The following is a 16,236-nucleotide window of genomic DNA, read 5'->3' on the forward strand; positions in this document are numbered from 1 at the left end:
AGTTAATCACACTGATTATCTGGTCGGTAAGTGCAGTTTCTTTTTATGACACAAAATAGATAATAAAAACCACGAATCGAAATAAAATTACAGCGGCAGTCCTTTTTCCCAACGATCCCGAACTTCAGCAGGCGACAACGGTGGGAATTTAACACCGCGGTCCAGTAACAGTTGTTTTACCTTCAACGCCCAAGGGTAGTGAGGAGATTTAGGGGACATAATAGATAAGCTGTCTTCAACACTCCACGCTAAGCTAGCTCCCGTAGCCGAATAGGTATTAATATTAGCGCCCTGCTCAATCAGCCAATGTGAGATTTCATACTGGTTAAGATAGGCAGCATAGTGAGCACTATTGGTTTTTTGCTCATCAGGTAAATTTACGTCAGCTCCACGCGCCACAAGTAATTTTATATCGGCCCAGCGTTCTTCGTTAATAGCACTAAATATTGCTGGCTGCCCAAGGCGTCCAATTGCATTCGGATCACCCCCCGCATCCAGAATAATACGAAGCCAATCAGGATCTTTAACACCAGATACTCGATTCACCGCACTATCACCAGATCCATCTTTATAGTTTGGATCGACACCTAGCTTAAGCGCCAGCGTGACGGCTTTTTTATCCTTCGTCTCATAAATCAACCACAGTAGCGGTGTAATACCTTCTTTTCCCTTAATATTCAGGTTAACGCCCTGTGACAGTTGATGACGGGCTACTGATTCGTCACCTTTTTGAATGCTTTCCAGCACCGCCACCACTGGTGGTTCAAAAAGTTCACTCGCCCGCATACTGTGTCCTCCTGCCTGACAAGCGGTTAATAGTGGCAGACTAGCCAGCAGCCAATACCACCATCTCAAAGAGGTTCTCCTTTTTCCCAACGCTCCCGAACTTCAGCAGGCGACAATGGTGGGAATTTAACACCGTGATCCAGTAACAGTTGTTTTACCTTCAGCGCCCAAGGATAGTGAGGTGATTTAGGGGACATAATGGATAAGCTGTCGTGTACACGCCACGCCAAGCTACTGCCGGTTGAAGAATAGGTATCGAAACTTGCGCCCTGCTCAATCAACCAATACACAATTTCGTATTCATTTACATAAGCGGCATAAAGCGCACTATTTCTTTTATTTTGATCTTCTAAATTCAGATCAGCCCCTTTCTCAACGAGTAGCTTAATATCAGCCCACCGTTGCTCATTAATGGCACTAAATATTGCCGGCTGACCACGACGACCAATTGCATTCGGATCGCCACCAGCATCCAGAATAATGCGAAGCCAATCTGGATCTTTGGCTCCCGCCACGGAATTAACTGCGCTGTCGCCAAATCCGTCTTTATAGTTTGGATCGACACCCAGTTTAAGCGCCAGCGTGACGGCTTTTTTATCCTTCGTCTCATAAATCAGCCACAACAGCGGAGTAACACCTTCTTTTCCCTTAATATTCAGGTTAACGCCCTGTGACAGCTGATGACGGGCTGCTGATTCGTCACCTTTTTGAATGCTTTCCAGCACCGCCACCACTGGTGGTTCAAAAAGTTCACTCGCCCGCATACTGTGTCCTCCTGCCTGACAAGCGGTTAATAATCCCAGAATAACGACGCCTACCCATTTTATACGTGCCAACCATTGCATTATATTCCCCTGAATGTATTGGTTATCTTCCCGATATCTTCCTTTTTCTGGCTTTCAATACCCGCAACTACCTGATCCATACCGTGACGCGCAATCGGTGAACCGCCAACAGCGGGAAGCGCCATCATATCACCGCTTGCTTTCGGCAGCCCCCCTCCCAGTAGCTTTGCAACACCGATAACGCCCCCTAGCGCCGCACCGGCGGTTCCGCCAATCAATGCGCCCGCACCGGATAGCAAGCCTGGAATCAAAGCTTTACCGTAGGTTTGCACCATGGTTAATATCTCGCCATCAACCGCTTGTGTTTTAATCAATGATGCCGTTTCTGCCAATGTCGCACCACCACCTCGCAAGGCAGTATTCTCATGTAATCCTGCGGCATTGAACGTATAGCCGGGAAGTTTTGTCGCACTGACCGCTGCAGAGGCTAACCCGCCCCCCAGAGAGTGGCCAACAATAACAGGTGGAGGATTTGGCATCAGATCTTTGACTTGAGTCGCGAGATCCATTGCTTGTTTGTACTGCGCTGATTCAAATCCCATACCCTGAGTGGCGTTAGTCAACCAGTCTTTCACTCCCGTCACCGCATTATTGGTACCCCTATAGGTCAACATGGTTTCACCATTAATCGCTGATTTGAACAGGGCAGAACCAAACCCTGTTTTCTTATCCATAAAATCATTGTCCGTCAAACCAGGAAGTTTTTGGACATCCAGCAGTTCCAGACCAACCGGAGCCTTAGGCAGTTTATCCAGCACTCCTCGTCGAAATTCATCGACCGAATAAACGTACTGAGCCGCCTCCGCGCGCAAGATGCTGTCGTTATTAAACGCCAACCGCTTTGCCGCATCGGCTAATCCCGGCAGCGTCGCCGCCTCGGTCGCCAACTTGGCACGAGCCAGATAGCGCTCTTTACGCTGTGCGACAGAGAGCAGATCATCAAGAATGGGCAACTCGGCGACCGAAGCCCATTCCATTAATGTCGGCAACAGCATTGGCGTCAATGCCAACAGAGGCGCGCGGCTTTTGGCCGATTGTTCGGCGCACGGTTTAACCGGGGACTGATAAGGCGAGTCGCCAATGATCACATTCCCGCTGCCAGCAGCAACCGAGCCGCCACAGCCGATCGCATCACCGATACGCGCCGCCAGCTTTCCATTGATGATGACCGTACCGGAGCCCGCAGATATCGCTCGATTGTGTACGCCGTGAGGCATATTCGGGCAAGGGCAAGCATGGAGCAAAACCCCATCACCTTTACGGGCCGCTGGTTTGCCATTGATGATGACATCACCGCTGCCTTCAATAATTGGGGTCGCAGGAAAACAACCGTGACCTACGCAGCTGTCTCCTAAACGTGCAGCACCTGGCATAGTTCCTCCTTAACGTCTGTCTGGCGCATCCGGCAGCGTAGGCTTCGAGGGGTCTTCTGGCGTAATCGACACCGGCGCAGTCCCTACGCCAGCCGCACCACCATCGTTGATTTTCACAATCGTCCCGGAAATTGTGACACCCGCGCTATCAATCTTGATAAAACCGCCAGGCGCTTTAATAGTCAGAGCCTGCCCCGCTTCCAGCACGATATCTGCGGCTTTCAGGTAGCTGTCCGTATTGACCAGAATACGCTGATGCGCCCCGATCAGCGTCTCTTCAGAACCGGACATCGTGGTCTGGCGGCTCCCTTCGATACGGGTAATCTCTCCCCCACCGATAAAGCGCTTGAACGAAGAGCCTATTTTCTGAATAAAACTCCGGCCAATTTCCTGATGATGATCCTGACCGATATTTTCAAAGTCATCTTTGCCTATCGTTCGGTGACGGTGACGATCGACTCGTTGGAACTGATCCTGAGCGACGCTGAGATGCTGATCGCGCCCCACACTCTGCCGATGGATGTTATTGATGACACCATCCATATCTTTCTGAGCGTGATAGTAAATTTGTTCACGCGTCGCCTCATCCTCGAAACGCAGTTCGTTGAAGCCACTGCCTTTGTGCGTATCAGTACGCAGCGTCGTGCGCGTTTTATGTGCGGGTAAAACGTACGGCGTCGGGTTGGTCGCGTGGAACGTACGCCCAGTGATAATAGGCTGGTCTGGGTCACCTTCGAGGAAGCTGACGATCACTTCATGGCTGATACGTGGGATAGCGATCATGCCGTACTGGCCACCCGCCCAGCCCTGACTGACGCGCACCCAGCAAGAGCTCTGGTCGTTGCTCGCGCCATAGCGATCCCACGGGAATTGCAGTTTTACCCGGCCGAACTGATCACAGTAAATTTCTTCACCCGCCGGACCCACCACCGTCGCGATTTGCGGGCCGTCCACCATCGGTTTGTACGGCATCGCCGCGCGCCACGTCGTTGTGCCCTTCACCACCGCAAAGCTGTTGCTCATGGTCGTCGGTTCGCCGCCGCTTTCCTCTTCCAGCGCCTGCGGCTGCTGCCCGACGTGCGTCACACTCACTGTCTGCCACACTGCGTTCAGCGTCGCATTCGGATGCTCCGTCAGGGTAAAGGTATTGCCCGGCATCAGCCCCGCGCAGTTGGACTCCCCTTCGCTTGTCACCGCCCCTGAGCGCAGCGCATCCAGACGATAGCCGCTGAACGCCTTGCCGCTCGGATCTTGCTTATAACGTCCCGGATAGTCGTAATGCTGATAGCTTTCACGCTGGTGCTCCAGCTCACCGCTCATCTTCTTGTGTGACAGTCCGTAAGCCGGCGTCTTGAAGTTGTAGTCCTTCAGTTCCACTTCGGCCGTGCTCACCCGCTCCGCGTAGTGGAAACGCCGGACATATTCGCCCTCACTTAACCCCTGCGTGGCGAGATTGAAGAACAGCTCCGGCCCTTTGGTCAGCGCACCCGCATCATCGGCAAACACCACTCGATGCTTGCCCTCCTCAAACTCGTGGAAGAAGTACAGGCCTTCCTCTGCGGCCAGCCGAGTGATAAAGGCTAAATCACTTTCCCGATACTGTACGCAGTATTCCCGCACGGCGTGCTCATGGCGCAGCGCAAACGCGTAGTCGGTAATGCCTGCTTCTTCCAGCAATGTGCCGATAATCGCTTCCGGCTTCTGCGCCTGAAAGATGCGGGCGTTGGTGCGAAGACCCAGTCGCCACAGCGCCGGACGGACTTCCGCCTGATAGCGCGTGCGCCGAAATCCGGTGTCGCCTTGAGTAAACCCACTGATAATCCCGCTGACCCGACGCTTCAGTTCGCCTTCATACCAAATCATCAGTTCGCACGGCTGATCCAGCACCGCACCGAAATCGACATCCGGCAACGCGCTCGCCAGACTCAGCGACAGGCTGAAGGGCCGATTCAACCCCTCATCCAGACTGAAATCCACCACCGCAAAGGTGCCGGCCTCCAGAGCACCGACCTTTACGGTAAACTGTAATCCTGTACTGTTTGCCATCCGCCTTCTCCTTATTATTCTTGTGCTGTTACCATGGCTACCGCACGCCTCGGGTTCCCTCGGAGCGGCATGTTGCTATCCTGATTAACATGAAAACCTGAGTTGTGGTCTGAGTCTGCTCACACCACGACTCACATCAGTGAAAAAACAGAAAACCCGGGCAAGCCCGGGTTAGATAGGAATTACGCTTCGACCGGCGTACGCCAGTCATCAGAGCCAGAAGTCCCTGCAACCGTGTGTTCCCAGTCGATTTTGCGGTAAGCCAGCGACACTTCAATCAGTTGGGTGTAATCCAGTTTGGACGGGTCCTGGCAGTGTGGCATTTTGCAATCGATGTCCACGATGGTGGAATCGGTCAGTACGGTAGAGAAGAAATGCTCTTGTTTACCTTCAACTGACGTGCGGTACCATTTCAGGGTCACGGTCGGCAGCATTTCGCCAGACGCCAGGGCGTTGTACATCAACGGAACCGCTTTGTTCAGCGCGACAGTAAATTTGAACGGCTTGTGCACGCGTTGGCCAGATGGCTGACCAGACTGCGGGTCGGTCGGTACGGTTACAATGTGTTTGAATTCCTGTACCAGCATTTCGTCTTCGTGGCCTTCCACATAGATGTTGCCGACAGAATCAGACGTGAAGGCACCAGCGGTGATATTGCCCTGAGTTTTACCTTCGATGCTGATATAGCATGGAGTTGGCATAGTCTTGCTCCTTGTTGTTGAAACGGGGAATAGTTAAACGGGTTTAGTAACTTCACCGTCTGTATAGCAATCCCCATGCCAATTTTTATCTTGTTGTTTTTAATGAAAAATAACTTAACTAAAATTCCCCCTAAGCAAAATTTGAGCAATAAGTTGCGCAGACTTCTCGAATCGTTTGCAAACATTGCGCAAAAAGTGATTTACACCAGAAAGTGAGCAAGAAGTTGCGCAGAATGCGCAGTTATTCTGAAAGTTTTTATTAGTGCTGAATTAATCAAATAAATAACCAATTAAAATAGTGATCATTAATAGTAAAGAACGATATATGGCGATAATTTGTTCATTTCCTATAAGAATATAAGTAAGTAATCACTTTCATTTATGATGAAAAATAGGCGTGCAGATCGCGGAATAACAACAAAAAAGCGGGTGCTGCTATCACGCAACACCCGCCTGTTATTGTCATTACGATCTCATTAAACCGTGATGATTTATCGGTTCTACCTTAACTATTCATCAGCTATTTACCACCAACAAATCCGCAGTGGATTACTCTGTCTTTCCTGACGACCAGTGCATCGCCAGCCGCTGTCCGGCTTTGATTTCATCAGGCTGCATTGTCGCTTCCAGATCGTTACGCGCATGGATGGCTTCGCTCATCCCCTCCGTCGCCGCCATGGCATACCAGGCGTAAGCATGAATACGATTGCGGGATGCCCCCAGCCCATCCTGACGCATCATCCCCATACGATACTGAGCCATACGGTTACCGTCATTCGCCGCCAGACGATACTGCTTCATCGCTTCAACATAATCCTCTTTACCGCCTTGTCCCAGCCGCAACATCTCGCCATAGGCCAGTCGTGACTCGGCATCTCCTGCTGAAGCCGCTTTGGCATATTCTTCACGCGCACGCGCGAATTCGCTCACTTTAAATAGTCGCTCACCCAGTTCACGTTGCGCTCGGATATAGCCCGCAGAGGATGCCTGAACCAGATAATGTTCACGCTTTTCATGGGTTGTCTGACTCTGGCTAAGTAAATAATCTGCTTCGCCCGATCCTCCAGACGCAGCACGTTCCAGCCAGTAACGCGCCTTCTGCTCATCCCAAGGTAAGCGCTTACCTTCGCGGTATGCCTTGCCCAGCCAAAGCTGGGCTTCCGAATCACCTGATGACGCGGATTTTTGATACCAGTTCAACGCATTCTCACCGTCTTCATGCAGGGCCATCCACCGTTGCGCCTGTGCCTGACCGAGCGTCGCGGCACGGAAATACCAGCGCTCGGCCAGATCGCGACGGATAACCACGCCGTTGCCCTGCTCATAGCGCTGCGCTAGCTGATATTGCGCATCCCGATTGCCAAGTTCAGAAGCCTTCAGCAACCACACTACAGCCTCTTTTTCACCGCCCGCATGCGTAGCATGCCACTGAGCAACAATCAGCTGCGCGGGGGGATAGCCATTCGCCGCTGCAGACTCAAACGCATTCAGGCAGGCTGCTACCAGCTTTCCCTGATGCTGAACCTGACAGTCCATACCGAGCCGATGCCCCGCTTCACCATTTCCCAGACGTGAGGACGTTCCCCACCACTGGCGGGCAGACGGGCTATTCTTTGGCGCGCCTAACCCGGCCTGATACCAATCGCCGACCTGAAGCGCAGCAGCTGCGCGCATTTCTGCATTTCCGGGGAGTTCAGACAGCCCAGACGCCTTCTGCATCCATTGCATCGCCTCGGTGTACTGGGAACGTGTGGCTAGCGTCTTTGCCAGCTGATATTGCGCTTCACCATTTCCGCGGTTCGCTGACGCCACTAACTCCGATTCAGGCAGCGACGTCACGGGTGCCTGGCATGACGCCAGCCAGCAGGCCGACAGGACTATCAATAATTTGTTGTATTTCATCATGGGCTCAGCGGTTTTCCCTTCACGATAATCAACTGGCAGAATTACCCTGCTGCAAACGGTACAAGCGAATATTGAAGGCGCGCAGCTCATCTTCCATACCGCGTAGCTCCGCTGGCGTCAGCGATTGGCTCTTGATTTTACGCGCCTCAAGTTCCCGCAGCCGTATCCCAAAGGGGACGTCCGATATCAGATCTTTTTGCATATCGTAGAGTTTTGATTTCAGGTAGGAGATCGTCACCGTCCGCCGCTGACGCTCCAGTTCCAGCAGTTGCTGCAACGTCTCGTTGACTCTGGCACGCGCCTGTTCGTAACCCTGTGTTTTCGGTTCATCACCCTGCTGGCGTTCAAGCGCAATTTGCCACTGGCGCTCCATCTCCTTCACCGCCAGCGAATCGGGATAGAGCTGCTGCATCACGTTTTTCAACCCATTGCCGTACTGGTACAGATAGAAAGGCGACGCATTTTTCACCTGTTCCAGCTGTGCCTGATAACGGTTGATCAGTTCGCCTTCCATGCCCTGCAATTTCTGCTCACCCAGAACAATACGCACCCGGCGAATGTCATTATGGTCGGGGGCAGTAGGCAAGGCGTACGCGGGCTGTTGCAGCAATGCCAGCGCATCGGCTTTCTGTTCCTGCCAATACTGCCACCCCGTAATAGCGGCGACAGGTAGCGCGCAAGTCAGCAACCCGGAGACAAACCAGAACCAAGCTGGCTTCTGCTTTTTATGCGCCTCAATTTTCAATACCGTCGGTTTCATTTGCCCCTTCTCCCGTCCGATGAGAATGCTACCCGCGGGCAGCGCAGCCTGACCCGAGCCTGATGAACCACCGCTTTGCACCGTTGCGCCGGGTTCCATGTCTGAATGAAAGAACACCATGGGTGGAATCTGCATATCCTGCTTTCTCAGTTCCTGATCGTCCGACACAATGACAATCTCGGTTTCATCAAACAAATGGGTATAACCTTCGACGAAGTGCAGCAAATTCTCGACGCGAGGAATACGACTCAAGCCGGAATTATGCAGTTTTTCACTCATCAGTTGCAGCGCACGTTCGCAACGATAAACCAGCCGCTTGTGTTCATGGCTGATGGCGTACTGCCGCACCACCTCGCTGATGCGGGCAATGAACCAGTCCAGCATCTCGATACGTGCCCGCTCCTGATGCACCGGCGGCCAGAAGTTATCCCACTGCGTCACGATCAGGTTCGCCAGAAACTCACAGCTTTCCGTGAAGCCCGTCAATCCAGCCAGCCGTGAGCGCGCCAGAGTGAAATAGATCGCAGTCTGGAGATCCACACCCTGTTTTTCAAAGATGGTGGTGGCCATATCGTGTACCAGCATCCAATCCACATCGGGACGAGACGCGTGACTCAACTTGTTAATTTCCGCCCGAAGTGCGTCAAATTCCGGCAGCATCCGTGGATCTCGGCCCACTTTCAGGGCCTGTTGTGCATCTTGCATATCACATCATCCAGCAATAGGGAGCCTGAGCAGGCTCCCGAGAGTTAAGTTAATAAAGCGAGTCAGGCAGCGTGAATTGGCTGAACAGACCACCAGCAAACGGGTTATGGCTGGCATCGGTATATACGCGATACGTCATCGCGCCGTTTTCCAGCGAGAAGCGCACGTCGAAGGTGTTCTCATTAACCTGCGTTAGCTGGTCGCTGTTGACTAACCGGAACATCGCCCACGGCCCGCTAAAGCTCAGGCTACGTGGTGAGCGCTCACGATCGTCCGGCACCAGAGTTAGCTTGCTCTCAGCCCCATCTCGCATACTGTTTGGCCACACCAGCGGCGTTTTCTGACGACGACCGTGACTGTATTCCAGCAGTTGTCCGTCCAGATTGAGTACGCTGCGGCGCTTGTTCGCCGTCAGTTCCAGCGGCTCCAGAACAAAGTGCACTTCCAGACTACCCTGCGCATTAAACAGGGTCTGGCGGATGCGGGTAGCACGCTCCAGCTGTTTCACCAGCTCAGCCTGTAAAGGCGACGCCATCCCTTCTTCCAGCATGCCGCTTTCCATCATCGCCTTGAGGTTGGTTTGATAGAAGCTGTCCAGCGTCCCGCCAGTCATGAAGAACATTTCCATTTCCGATAGCGGCACATCCTTGTTCGATGACGGGTCGAAGGGGTAACGATCCGCCAGCTTCTCATTGAATGGCGTCACAACTTTATCCAGCCACTCTTGATTCAGCGACGACATCGCAAGCCCAGTCACCAGACTGGCGCTTTCTCCGGCTAATTGTCCTACCCAGCGATCCAGTGGCGCGGGAAGGCTACGGGCGTATTGCTGTAAGGCGAAGACTGGATCGGCAAATTTATTTCCCTGCCGCGCCTGCACCGCTTTCAACGCTGCCTGCCCTGGATCGGTCGCGTTGACGATCTGATCGAGGTAGTGATAGAGGTCGGTCAGCTTCTGATTAACCTCTTGCACCAATGGCCCCTGCTCACCACGTCCGCTCAGTGCCGCATTGATAGTCATAAACGGACGACCAGTGCGCGTGTTGATACCTTGCGCCGTGTCGTTATCATCGTCGGACAGCTTACGGATTCGGGTGTTATCACTGACCGTGGTCAACACTCGCTGGAAGGGCTGATCGTTGCCGGTAATATCCGTGAGAATATCGAGCGCCTGCTCCGGCGTATCGAGCGTCTGCACATCAATGTTCGCCAACACTTTCTGCCACTGGTTGATGTAATCCGTAATGTAGCGATCGTTCACCTGACGCAGAATTTCCCGACGGTCTGCCTCGCTAAACTGCGCACGCTCACGCTGGCCCAGAACCCAGGCGTCCAATGCCGTCAGTTCTAACAGCGCTTTGTCCTGCTTGAGGTAATAATCACTGAAACCGGGATACGTCAGCAGCCGCGGCACACTTCCCGCTTTGTCATTACGCAAGGAAAACACCGGATCAAACGTCGGGCCGACTTCATCACGGATCGCTAAATCCGGCGGCAGCACCTGCGTCGCTTTCATCACCAAACTCTGATAAACGCGCTGATACATCGGCAGCTTGCTCAGCTCCTGTTGAGCCAACGTAATCGGCTGATTAAATGGCGTAAAGGTACTGATCGCCGCCGCATATTTTTGCTCACGGGCCTTATGCCAGTCGGTATGCTCAAGGGCGTAATCCAGATGCTGCATCAGTTGTTCCTGCACATTGCCCTGTGCGGGAAACGCCTTCTGCCAGCGCTGCGCCATAAACTGTTCGACCAGCACTTTATTGCGTCCTGACGCATCATCCAACATCCGCATCACACGCAGAATCGTCAGCTTTTGCTCGCTATTAGCGGGTGCCTGATTCAAATCTTCCAACAGCCCCTGCATCACCGCAGGGAGAAAGCGCTGGTTCAGCATTTGCAGGTAAGTGCCTTCAACATAAGGCCCAATCTTACCGCCCTGATACAGGCCAAGATCGGCTAGCAGCGGCGTACGTTCGTGGTAATTACCAAAGGATAAGGTCGCATCACGAATCAAATTCAGACGCGGCAACTGCTGATAGCCATAGCCCGGCTGCCCTTCCAGCTCATTGGTGCCGATAAACGCCTGCGCTTTCGTCAGTACATTACGTCCGGCTTCTTCATTGACCCGATAGAAATGGTGCCAACTGCCGACTAGCGCCAGACTGGCGAGCAGCATACAGCCCACGCCGATACTGAGCCGACGACGACGATAGAGACTATGCAGTCGGTTTTCCCCCGCCAGACTGGCCTCCGGAAAAATGACATCAGGGAAAAGACGTTGCACAAAGAACGTGTTCGACTCACCGCGCAGCGCAGCGTTAATCGGCTCTGGCAGTTGATAGCGTCGGGAAGCCGACTGCGCAAAAGCATCGAACGGCACCCCCTGTTGATAGACAGAACTGACGTAGACGCCACGGATCAGGAACGCGCGATCCTCGCCCGTCGCTAACGTTTCCGTCAGCACTTCCATCACGTAATCTTTCACTCCAGCCAACTGGCGGACGAACGAGAACAGCGAATTGCGCACACTTCTGTCCGATTGCGTCAGCAGCATGTCTGGCAGGTTGTCATTCAGGTGCGTGACCCACTCGTCCCAGAAACGCTCTAGTTCTTCCAGCCAACCTTTGCTGTTGCTCGCCTGCGGAGTAAACGTCACGCCTAAAATGGCCTGACGCGCATCGCGGTTTAACTGGCGATAGACCTTATCGAAGCCGCTCAGCATATCCAGTCGAGTCAGCGCGATATACACCGGTAAGCGCGTATTGATGTTGACAGAAATTTCCTGCAAACGCGCGCGCATGACCTGCGCATAGGCTTTACGATCCGCGACACCGGCCTGTGCCAACCAGGAAATATCCAGCGTGAGAACCAGACCATTGAGCGGCTGGCGGCGACGATTTTCACTGAGCCACTGTAGCAGGTGCTGCCACAGTCGGGCATGGCGCAGCCCGAGCGAATCACCCGCCAGCTCAGGCTGCGCCAGTAATTGTCCACTAGGATCCCAGATGACAGCGGATTCCCCGACCCAGCTACTCACCAGCTGGCCTGCCGCTACGTCTCGCAGCGCGGCATCCAGCTTTGGATTCATTTTGTTTGCCGGATTGGCGCGATGGATCAGGCTGCTTTTGCCACTACCGGCCAGACCAATCGTCAAATACCAGGGCATCGCATACAACGCTTTTTTACCCAACTGGGTCTGAAATGCCTCCAGCCAGCGATCGAGAAACGTCTGCTGACTGTCGACATACACCTGTAAGGGATCCTGCTCAATCACCTGATGTTCATGGCGCTCTGCGCGCATCTGCTGCACGCGACGCCAGACCAGCCAGGCGCTGTAGGAGAACGCCAACCACAGCCAGACCAGCGTGAACACCACGCGGCCCCAGATTCCCTGCAACGGGCGTGACTCGCCCACCGTCAAACGCGGCCCCAGCCACCAGGCTAGAACCAACACTACGACCCACAGTAGCGCTCCCAAAAGTAGCCAGGAGGGTTTCAGTTTAGGCAACTGCTTGCGTAGAAAGGTTATGATTGTTTTAAACATAAGTGACCATTCACTCCGAATGTCTTATTTTTTACGGGCTGCCGCCAACCGCTCCACGCGGCTGACCATTCCCGGTTCCCATTGCATCAGGCCCAATTGCTGGCTTTCCTGCCACATGTGCTGATAGTGCTGTGCTGCCAGTGATTTCATCCCTTCTTCGGCGAGTAAATCCGCCAGTACCAACTCGGCATAAAAGCGATCGCGAGGCTCTTTCAAGCGACGCATACGTTCATCCAGTAACAACATCGCCGCACCGATGCCTTTCTCATCCCGACAGGAGGCAGCCTCTGTTGCCAGATCGTCCTGCCGCGCACCGCCACCGCCGCGCACTGGCTGGCTGGACTGCAACCATTGGCTGCACTTCCCAGTCAAAAATGGTGCGCCATCGCTGAACGCCAGCTCCCGCAGTTCAGGCAAACGCTGAATAAAGGCAGAAAGCTCTTCAGCCATCGCCGTGGCGACAGAGGTATGCCCCAGCCGAGATGCCACCGAAGCAGACAGCATGTGGCCATCAAACCAGTAAGGTGCCAACACCAGGCTTTGTTCTATACGTTCCCACAGCGCCAAATCGGCTTGTGCAAGCGCACTTTGGTATTCATCCACGCGGTCTGACGAGACGGGTGCCAACTGAGTTTTATGTCCCTTCGACGACATCGGCGGTGTGGCAATACCGGACCAGATAGCATGGCGTCGCAGACGATAGCCCATCGGTGAATCAGGATGACGCTCAACCAGCAATGCGGCGACGTTCAACTGAGTTTGTCGCCAACTGCGTTCATCAGATGAGTTAATCTCCACCGAACTGACTGGCGTCGAGGCAGCGCTGGCACTGGTTTCACTTACGCCTGAGCTACCGCTGGCTGCCGAGGTTGGTTTCGCCGTCTGATTCGCCTGTTCCTGCGCCTGCTGCCGCTGTCTGGCACGCTTAAAGCCTTGCACCAATTCATCCATCAGCGCCGCTTTGTCGCTGGCCAGCTCGCCCCAGCGGGTCGCCACCTGCTCGGTTAATTTCTGTAACTGCTCTAACTCTGCGCTGGATGCAGTCTCCGCAATACGAGGGATCGCGCCCTCAAAACGCCGAACAATCTGGATCATCAACTTTTGTTTCTGAACCGGGCTAGCAGGCCAGGCGGTAACCCAGTAGCTCTCCAGCCAGCTATCCAGCAGCATCAGTGCGGTAGAAAACGGTGTCGCTTTAGCGGGGTGCTGTAAGCAGCGCAGTAGCTGAACCAGTACCCGCATGTCTTTGGTTTTGCTTTCCAGTAACGTCAGGCAATAACCCGCCACCACGTTAAGATCGACCTGGTTATGCGCCAGCGATCCTAGCTTGACCAGCTCCGTTTCTACCTTTTCCCAGAGCGGATCGTCAGCCAATACCGCCGCGCGCAACCTCTCATCCGGCAACGAGGTTTGCAGGCGTTTACACCAAGGATGTGCATGCATGAACGCCTCCTTTACCAGTGACACTGCTGACGCAGCGGCGCTAATGCTTCACCCAGACCAGTCAGTTCGATACGCAGCGCGTGACCGTCTGTGCCGTTAAGTACCAGCTCACGATGCCCAATCCAGCGCTTTAACGTATCAATCGCCGGCAGGCCGCGTCCTGACTCCAGCAGCAGCCCGCGGTTACGAATAAACCAACTGTCGGATACCGTCACACCATCAAGCTGTGATGTAACAGATTCTCCTGCCCAAGGTTCACTGAGCGTTAAGCGCAGGTGCGTAATATTGCTGGCGCAGCTAATCACCAGCGTATTGCCATCGGCCAGCACGCGGGTGAGCGTCATATCGTCGCTATCCGCTTCACGTCCCAGTTGAAACGCTCCGCTGGTAGTCGCTCTATCTCCCTGTGGGGACAGCGTACCGGTGCGTTCAGCTTCTCGGCCTAGTGCGTCATAGCAGGCCAGTCGGAGCTCTGAAGTCGTTTCATTGCGGCACTGTTCCCATAACGACTGCCAGGCGGGATCGGGCATCGCGGCAGTTGCCAACAGTAGGGGAGCCATCGTCAGAAACATCAATTCACCTCCAGCTTCTGGCATTTGTGGTCAAGAGTGCGTTTAGGGATATTGAGGCTATCGGCTACCAGCAGGCGGTTGCCCTGAAACTGGCGCAGGCGTGCCTCAATCACAGCCGCTTCATACCGCTGTGTGGCTATACGCAAATCGTGGATATGCTGATAACAATCCTGTTCCTCAGCCGTGCTGCTCGTCAGCCGGTCACGCAGTTCGGGCGGCAGCGATGTCAAGGACAGCGCTTCACCGCTCGGCGTATGTGCACACGCCACTTCCAGCAGGTTACGTAGTTCCCGCACATTGCCGGGAAAGTCGTACCCCACGAGCTGGCGCAGGAAAGCGCGACTCAATGGCCCTATGGGCTTTTGTCGTTCATCCGAAAATGGTTTATCTGCAAATTGACCGATGAAGTGCTCGCACAGCAGACGAATATCATCTGGCCGCTCACGCAGCGGCGCGACCAGCAACAGGCACTGGCAGAGGCGGTGATAGAGATCCTGCCGGAACACGCCGTCAGACACCTGCTGTTCCAGCGGCTGGTGCGTCGCGGCAATCAGACGGAAATCTGAATGAACTTCTTTCTCCGCGCCCAGAGGGCGGAAGCTATGTGTCTCCAATACCCTTAACAGCTTGGCTTGCATGGACTGCGGCATATCGCCGACTTCATCCAAAAACAGCGTGCCGCCGTTAGCCTGCTCAACCAGACCAATTTTGTTACTTTGTGCGCCAGAGAATGCCCCTTTCTGATAGCCAAACAGTTCGCTTTCAATCAGATTTTCGGGGATTGCGGCACAGTTGATAGCAATAAAGGGTTTGTCGACGCGTTCGGAACACTCATGAAGCAAGCGAGCCACCACATCTTTCCCTGAACCGGTTTCGCCCTGAATCAGCACTGAAAGACGGTGTTTTGCCGCCTGATAAATCTGCTGATGCAGCTCTTTAATCACGACAGATCGGCCAATCAGGGTGGCTTCCACCCGCTTTTTCTGCTCGCGACGACTCTGCCCTTCATCCTTAATCTGGCGGAGAGAATCTCTCAAGGCGACCTGTTCCCGTCGGGTGTGTACCAGCTCACGCAGCAGCATAAGCTGGCGGCAAAATACCTGAGCCAGCCGCTCGCATTCGCCTCGCTGATGCAGCGTTTGCAGGCGCGTCGGCGTATCCAACAGCGCTAATACCGCCAGCGGCTTACCGCTGTCCGACAACAGCGGCAACGCGTGAAGCCCGCAACTCGTCCCGACAGAGACCAGCATCTGCCGAAATTCACGGTGCTCAATACGAGCACCGCCATAAAGAGAATCCCAGGTACGCGCCTGATTCTTATGCAGCGCATAAGCCAGCGGATGGCTAAAGTCATCCACCCCCAGACTCAGCGCCACCGGCGTCTCATGCACCCGCCCCTGACAGATCAGCTGTCTGCCGCTGACATCCACCATCCCCAGCAGCATCCCTTGCGGCTGCCAGGCGGCCTGCATCGTCTCCAGCAGCCAGTCGCACAGACTAGTTTCATCATGCTGTCGGGTGAGTGCTAGCGCCAGTTTGAGGGCATGTTGCAT

11 protein-coding genes are annotated in these 16,236 nt (G+C 54.1%); all 11 read right to left on the reverse strand.

Annotation, left to right across the window (positions count from 1 at the left end; translation table 11 throughout):
- Positions 1-87: 87 nt before the first annotated feature.
- The 11 genes from DCX48_08070 to DCX48_08120 all read right to left on the reverse strand — a co-directional run bounded on the left by DCX48_08070 (position 88) and on the right by DCX48_08120 (position 16,236).
- The gene (locus DCX48_08070; GenBank protein QXE14459.1) at positions 88-786 is read right to left on the reverse strand and encodes a hypothetical protein; all 699 of its coding nucleotides are present in this window, start codon (positions 784-786) and stop codon (positions 88-90) included.
- Positions 787-851: 65 nt separating this feature from the next.
- Positions 852-1,550, reverse strand: a complete 699-nt coding sequence (locus tag DCX48_08075; protein ID QXE17185.1) for a hypothetical protein — start codon at positions 1,548-1,550, stop codon at positions 852-854.
- Positions 1,551-1,630: 80 nt separating this feature from the next.
- Positions 1,631-3,004: a DUF2974 domain-containing protein gene (locus tag DCX48_08080; GenBank protein ID QXE14460.1), complete on the reverse strand. Its 1,374-nt coding sequence runs from the start codon at positions 3,002-3,004 to the stop codon at positions 1,631-1,633.
- 9 nt (positions 3,005-3,013) lie between these two features.
- Complete coding sequence (locus DCX48_08085) at positions 3,014-5,050, reverse strand: type VI secretion system tip protein VgrG (GenBank protein QXE14461.1); 2,037 nt, start codon at positions 5,048-5,050, stop codon at positions 3,014-3,016.
- Positions 5,051-5,232: 182 nt separating this feature from the next.
- A complete protein-coding gene (locus DCX48_08090) occupies positions 5,233-5,751 on the reverse strand; it encodes an Hcp family type VI secretion system effector (protein QXE14462.1) in 519 nt (172 codons plus the stop codon).
- Positions 5,752-6,300: 549 nt separating this feature from the next.
- A complete protein-coding gene (locus DCX48_08095; protein QXE14463.1) occupies positions 6,301-7,656 on the reverse strand; it encodes a sel1 repeat family protein in 1,356 nt (451 codons plus the stop codon).
- A 28-nt stretch (positions 7,657-7,684) separates the two neighbouring features.
- A complete protein-coding gene (locus DCX48_08100) occupies positions 7,685-9,121 on the reverse strand; it encodes a hypothetical protein (GenBank protein ID QXE14464.1) in 1,437 nt (478 codons plus the stop codon).
- 49 nt (positions 9,122-9,170) lie between these two features.
- A complete protein-coding gene (tssM, locus tag DCX48_08105) occupies positions 9,171-12,668 on the reverse strand; it encodes a type VI secretion system membrane subunit TssM (protein QXE14465.1) in 3,498 nt (1,165 codons plus the stop codon).
- 24 nt (positions 12,669-12,692) lie between these two features.
- The gene (tssA, locus tag DCX48_08110; GenBank protein QXE14466.1) at positions 12,693-14,111 is read right to left on the reverse strand and encodes a type VI secretion system protein TssA; all 1,419 of its coding nucleotides are present in this window, start codon (positions 14,109-14,111) and stop codon (positions 12,693-12,695) included.
- 11 nt (positions 14,112-14,122) lie between these two features.
- A complete protein-coding gene (gene tagO, locus DCX48_08115) occupies positions 14,123-14,683 on the reverse strand; it encodes a type VI secretion system-associated protein TagO (protein QXE14467.1) in 561 nt (186 codons plus the stop codon).
- Positions 14,683-16,236: a sigma-54-dependent Fis family transcriptional regulator gene (locus DCX48_08120; GenBank protein ID QXE14468.1), complete on the reverse strand. Its 1,554-nt coding sequence runs from the start codon at positions 16,234-16,236 to the stop codon at positions 14,683-14,685. The genes tagO and DCX48_08120 overlap by 1 nt, the downstream gene beginning before the upstream one ends.

The organism is Pectobacterium atrosepticum, assembly GCA_019056595.1.
In the GTDB taxonomy this organism is placed as follows: domain Bacteria; phylum Pseudomonadota; class Gammaproteobacteria; order Enterobacterales; family Enterobacteriaceae; genus Pectobacterium; species Pectobacterium atrosepticum.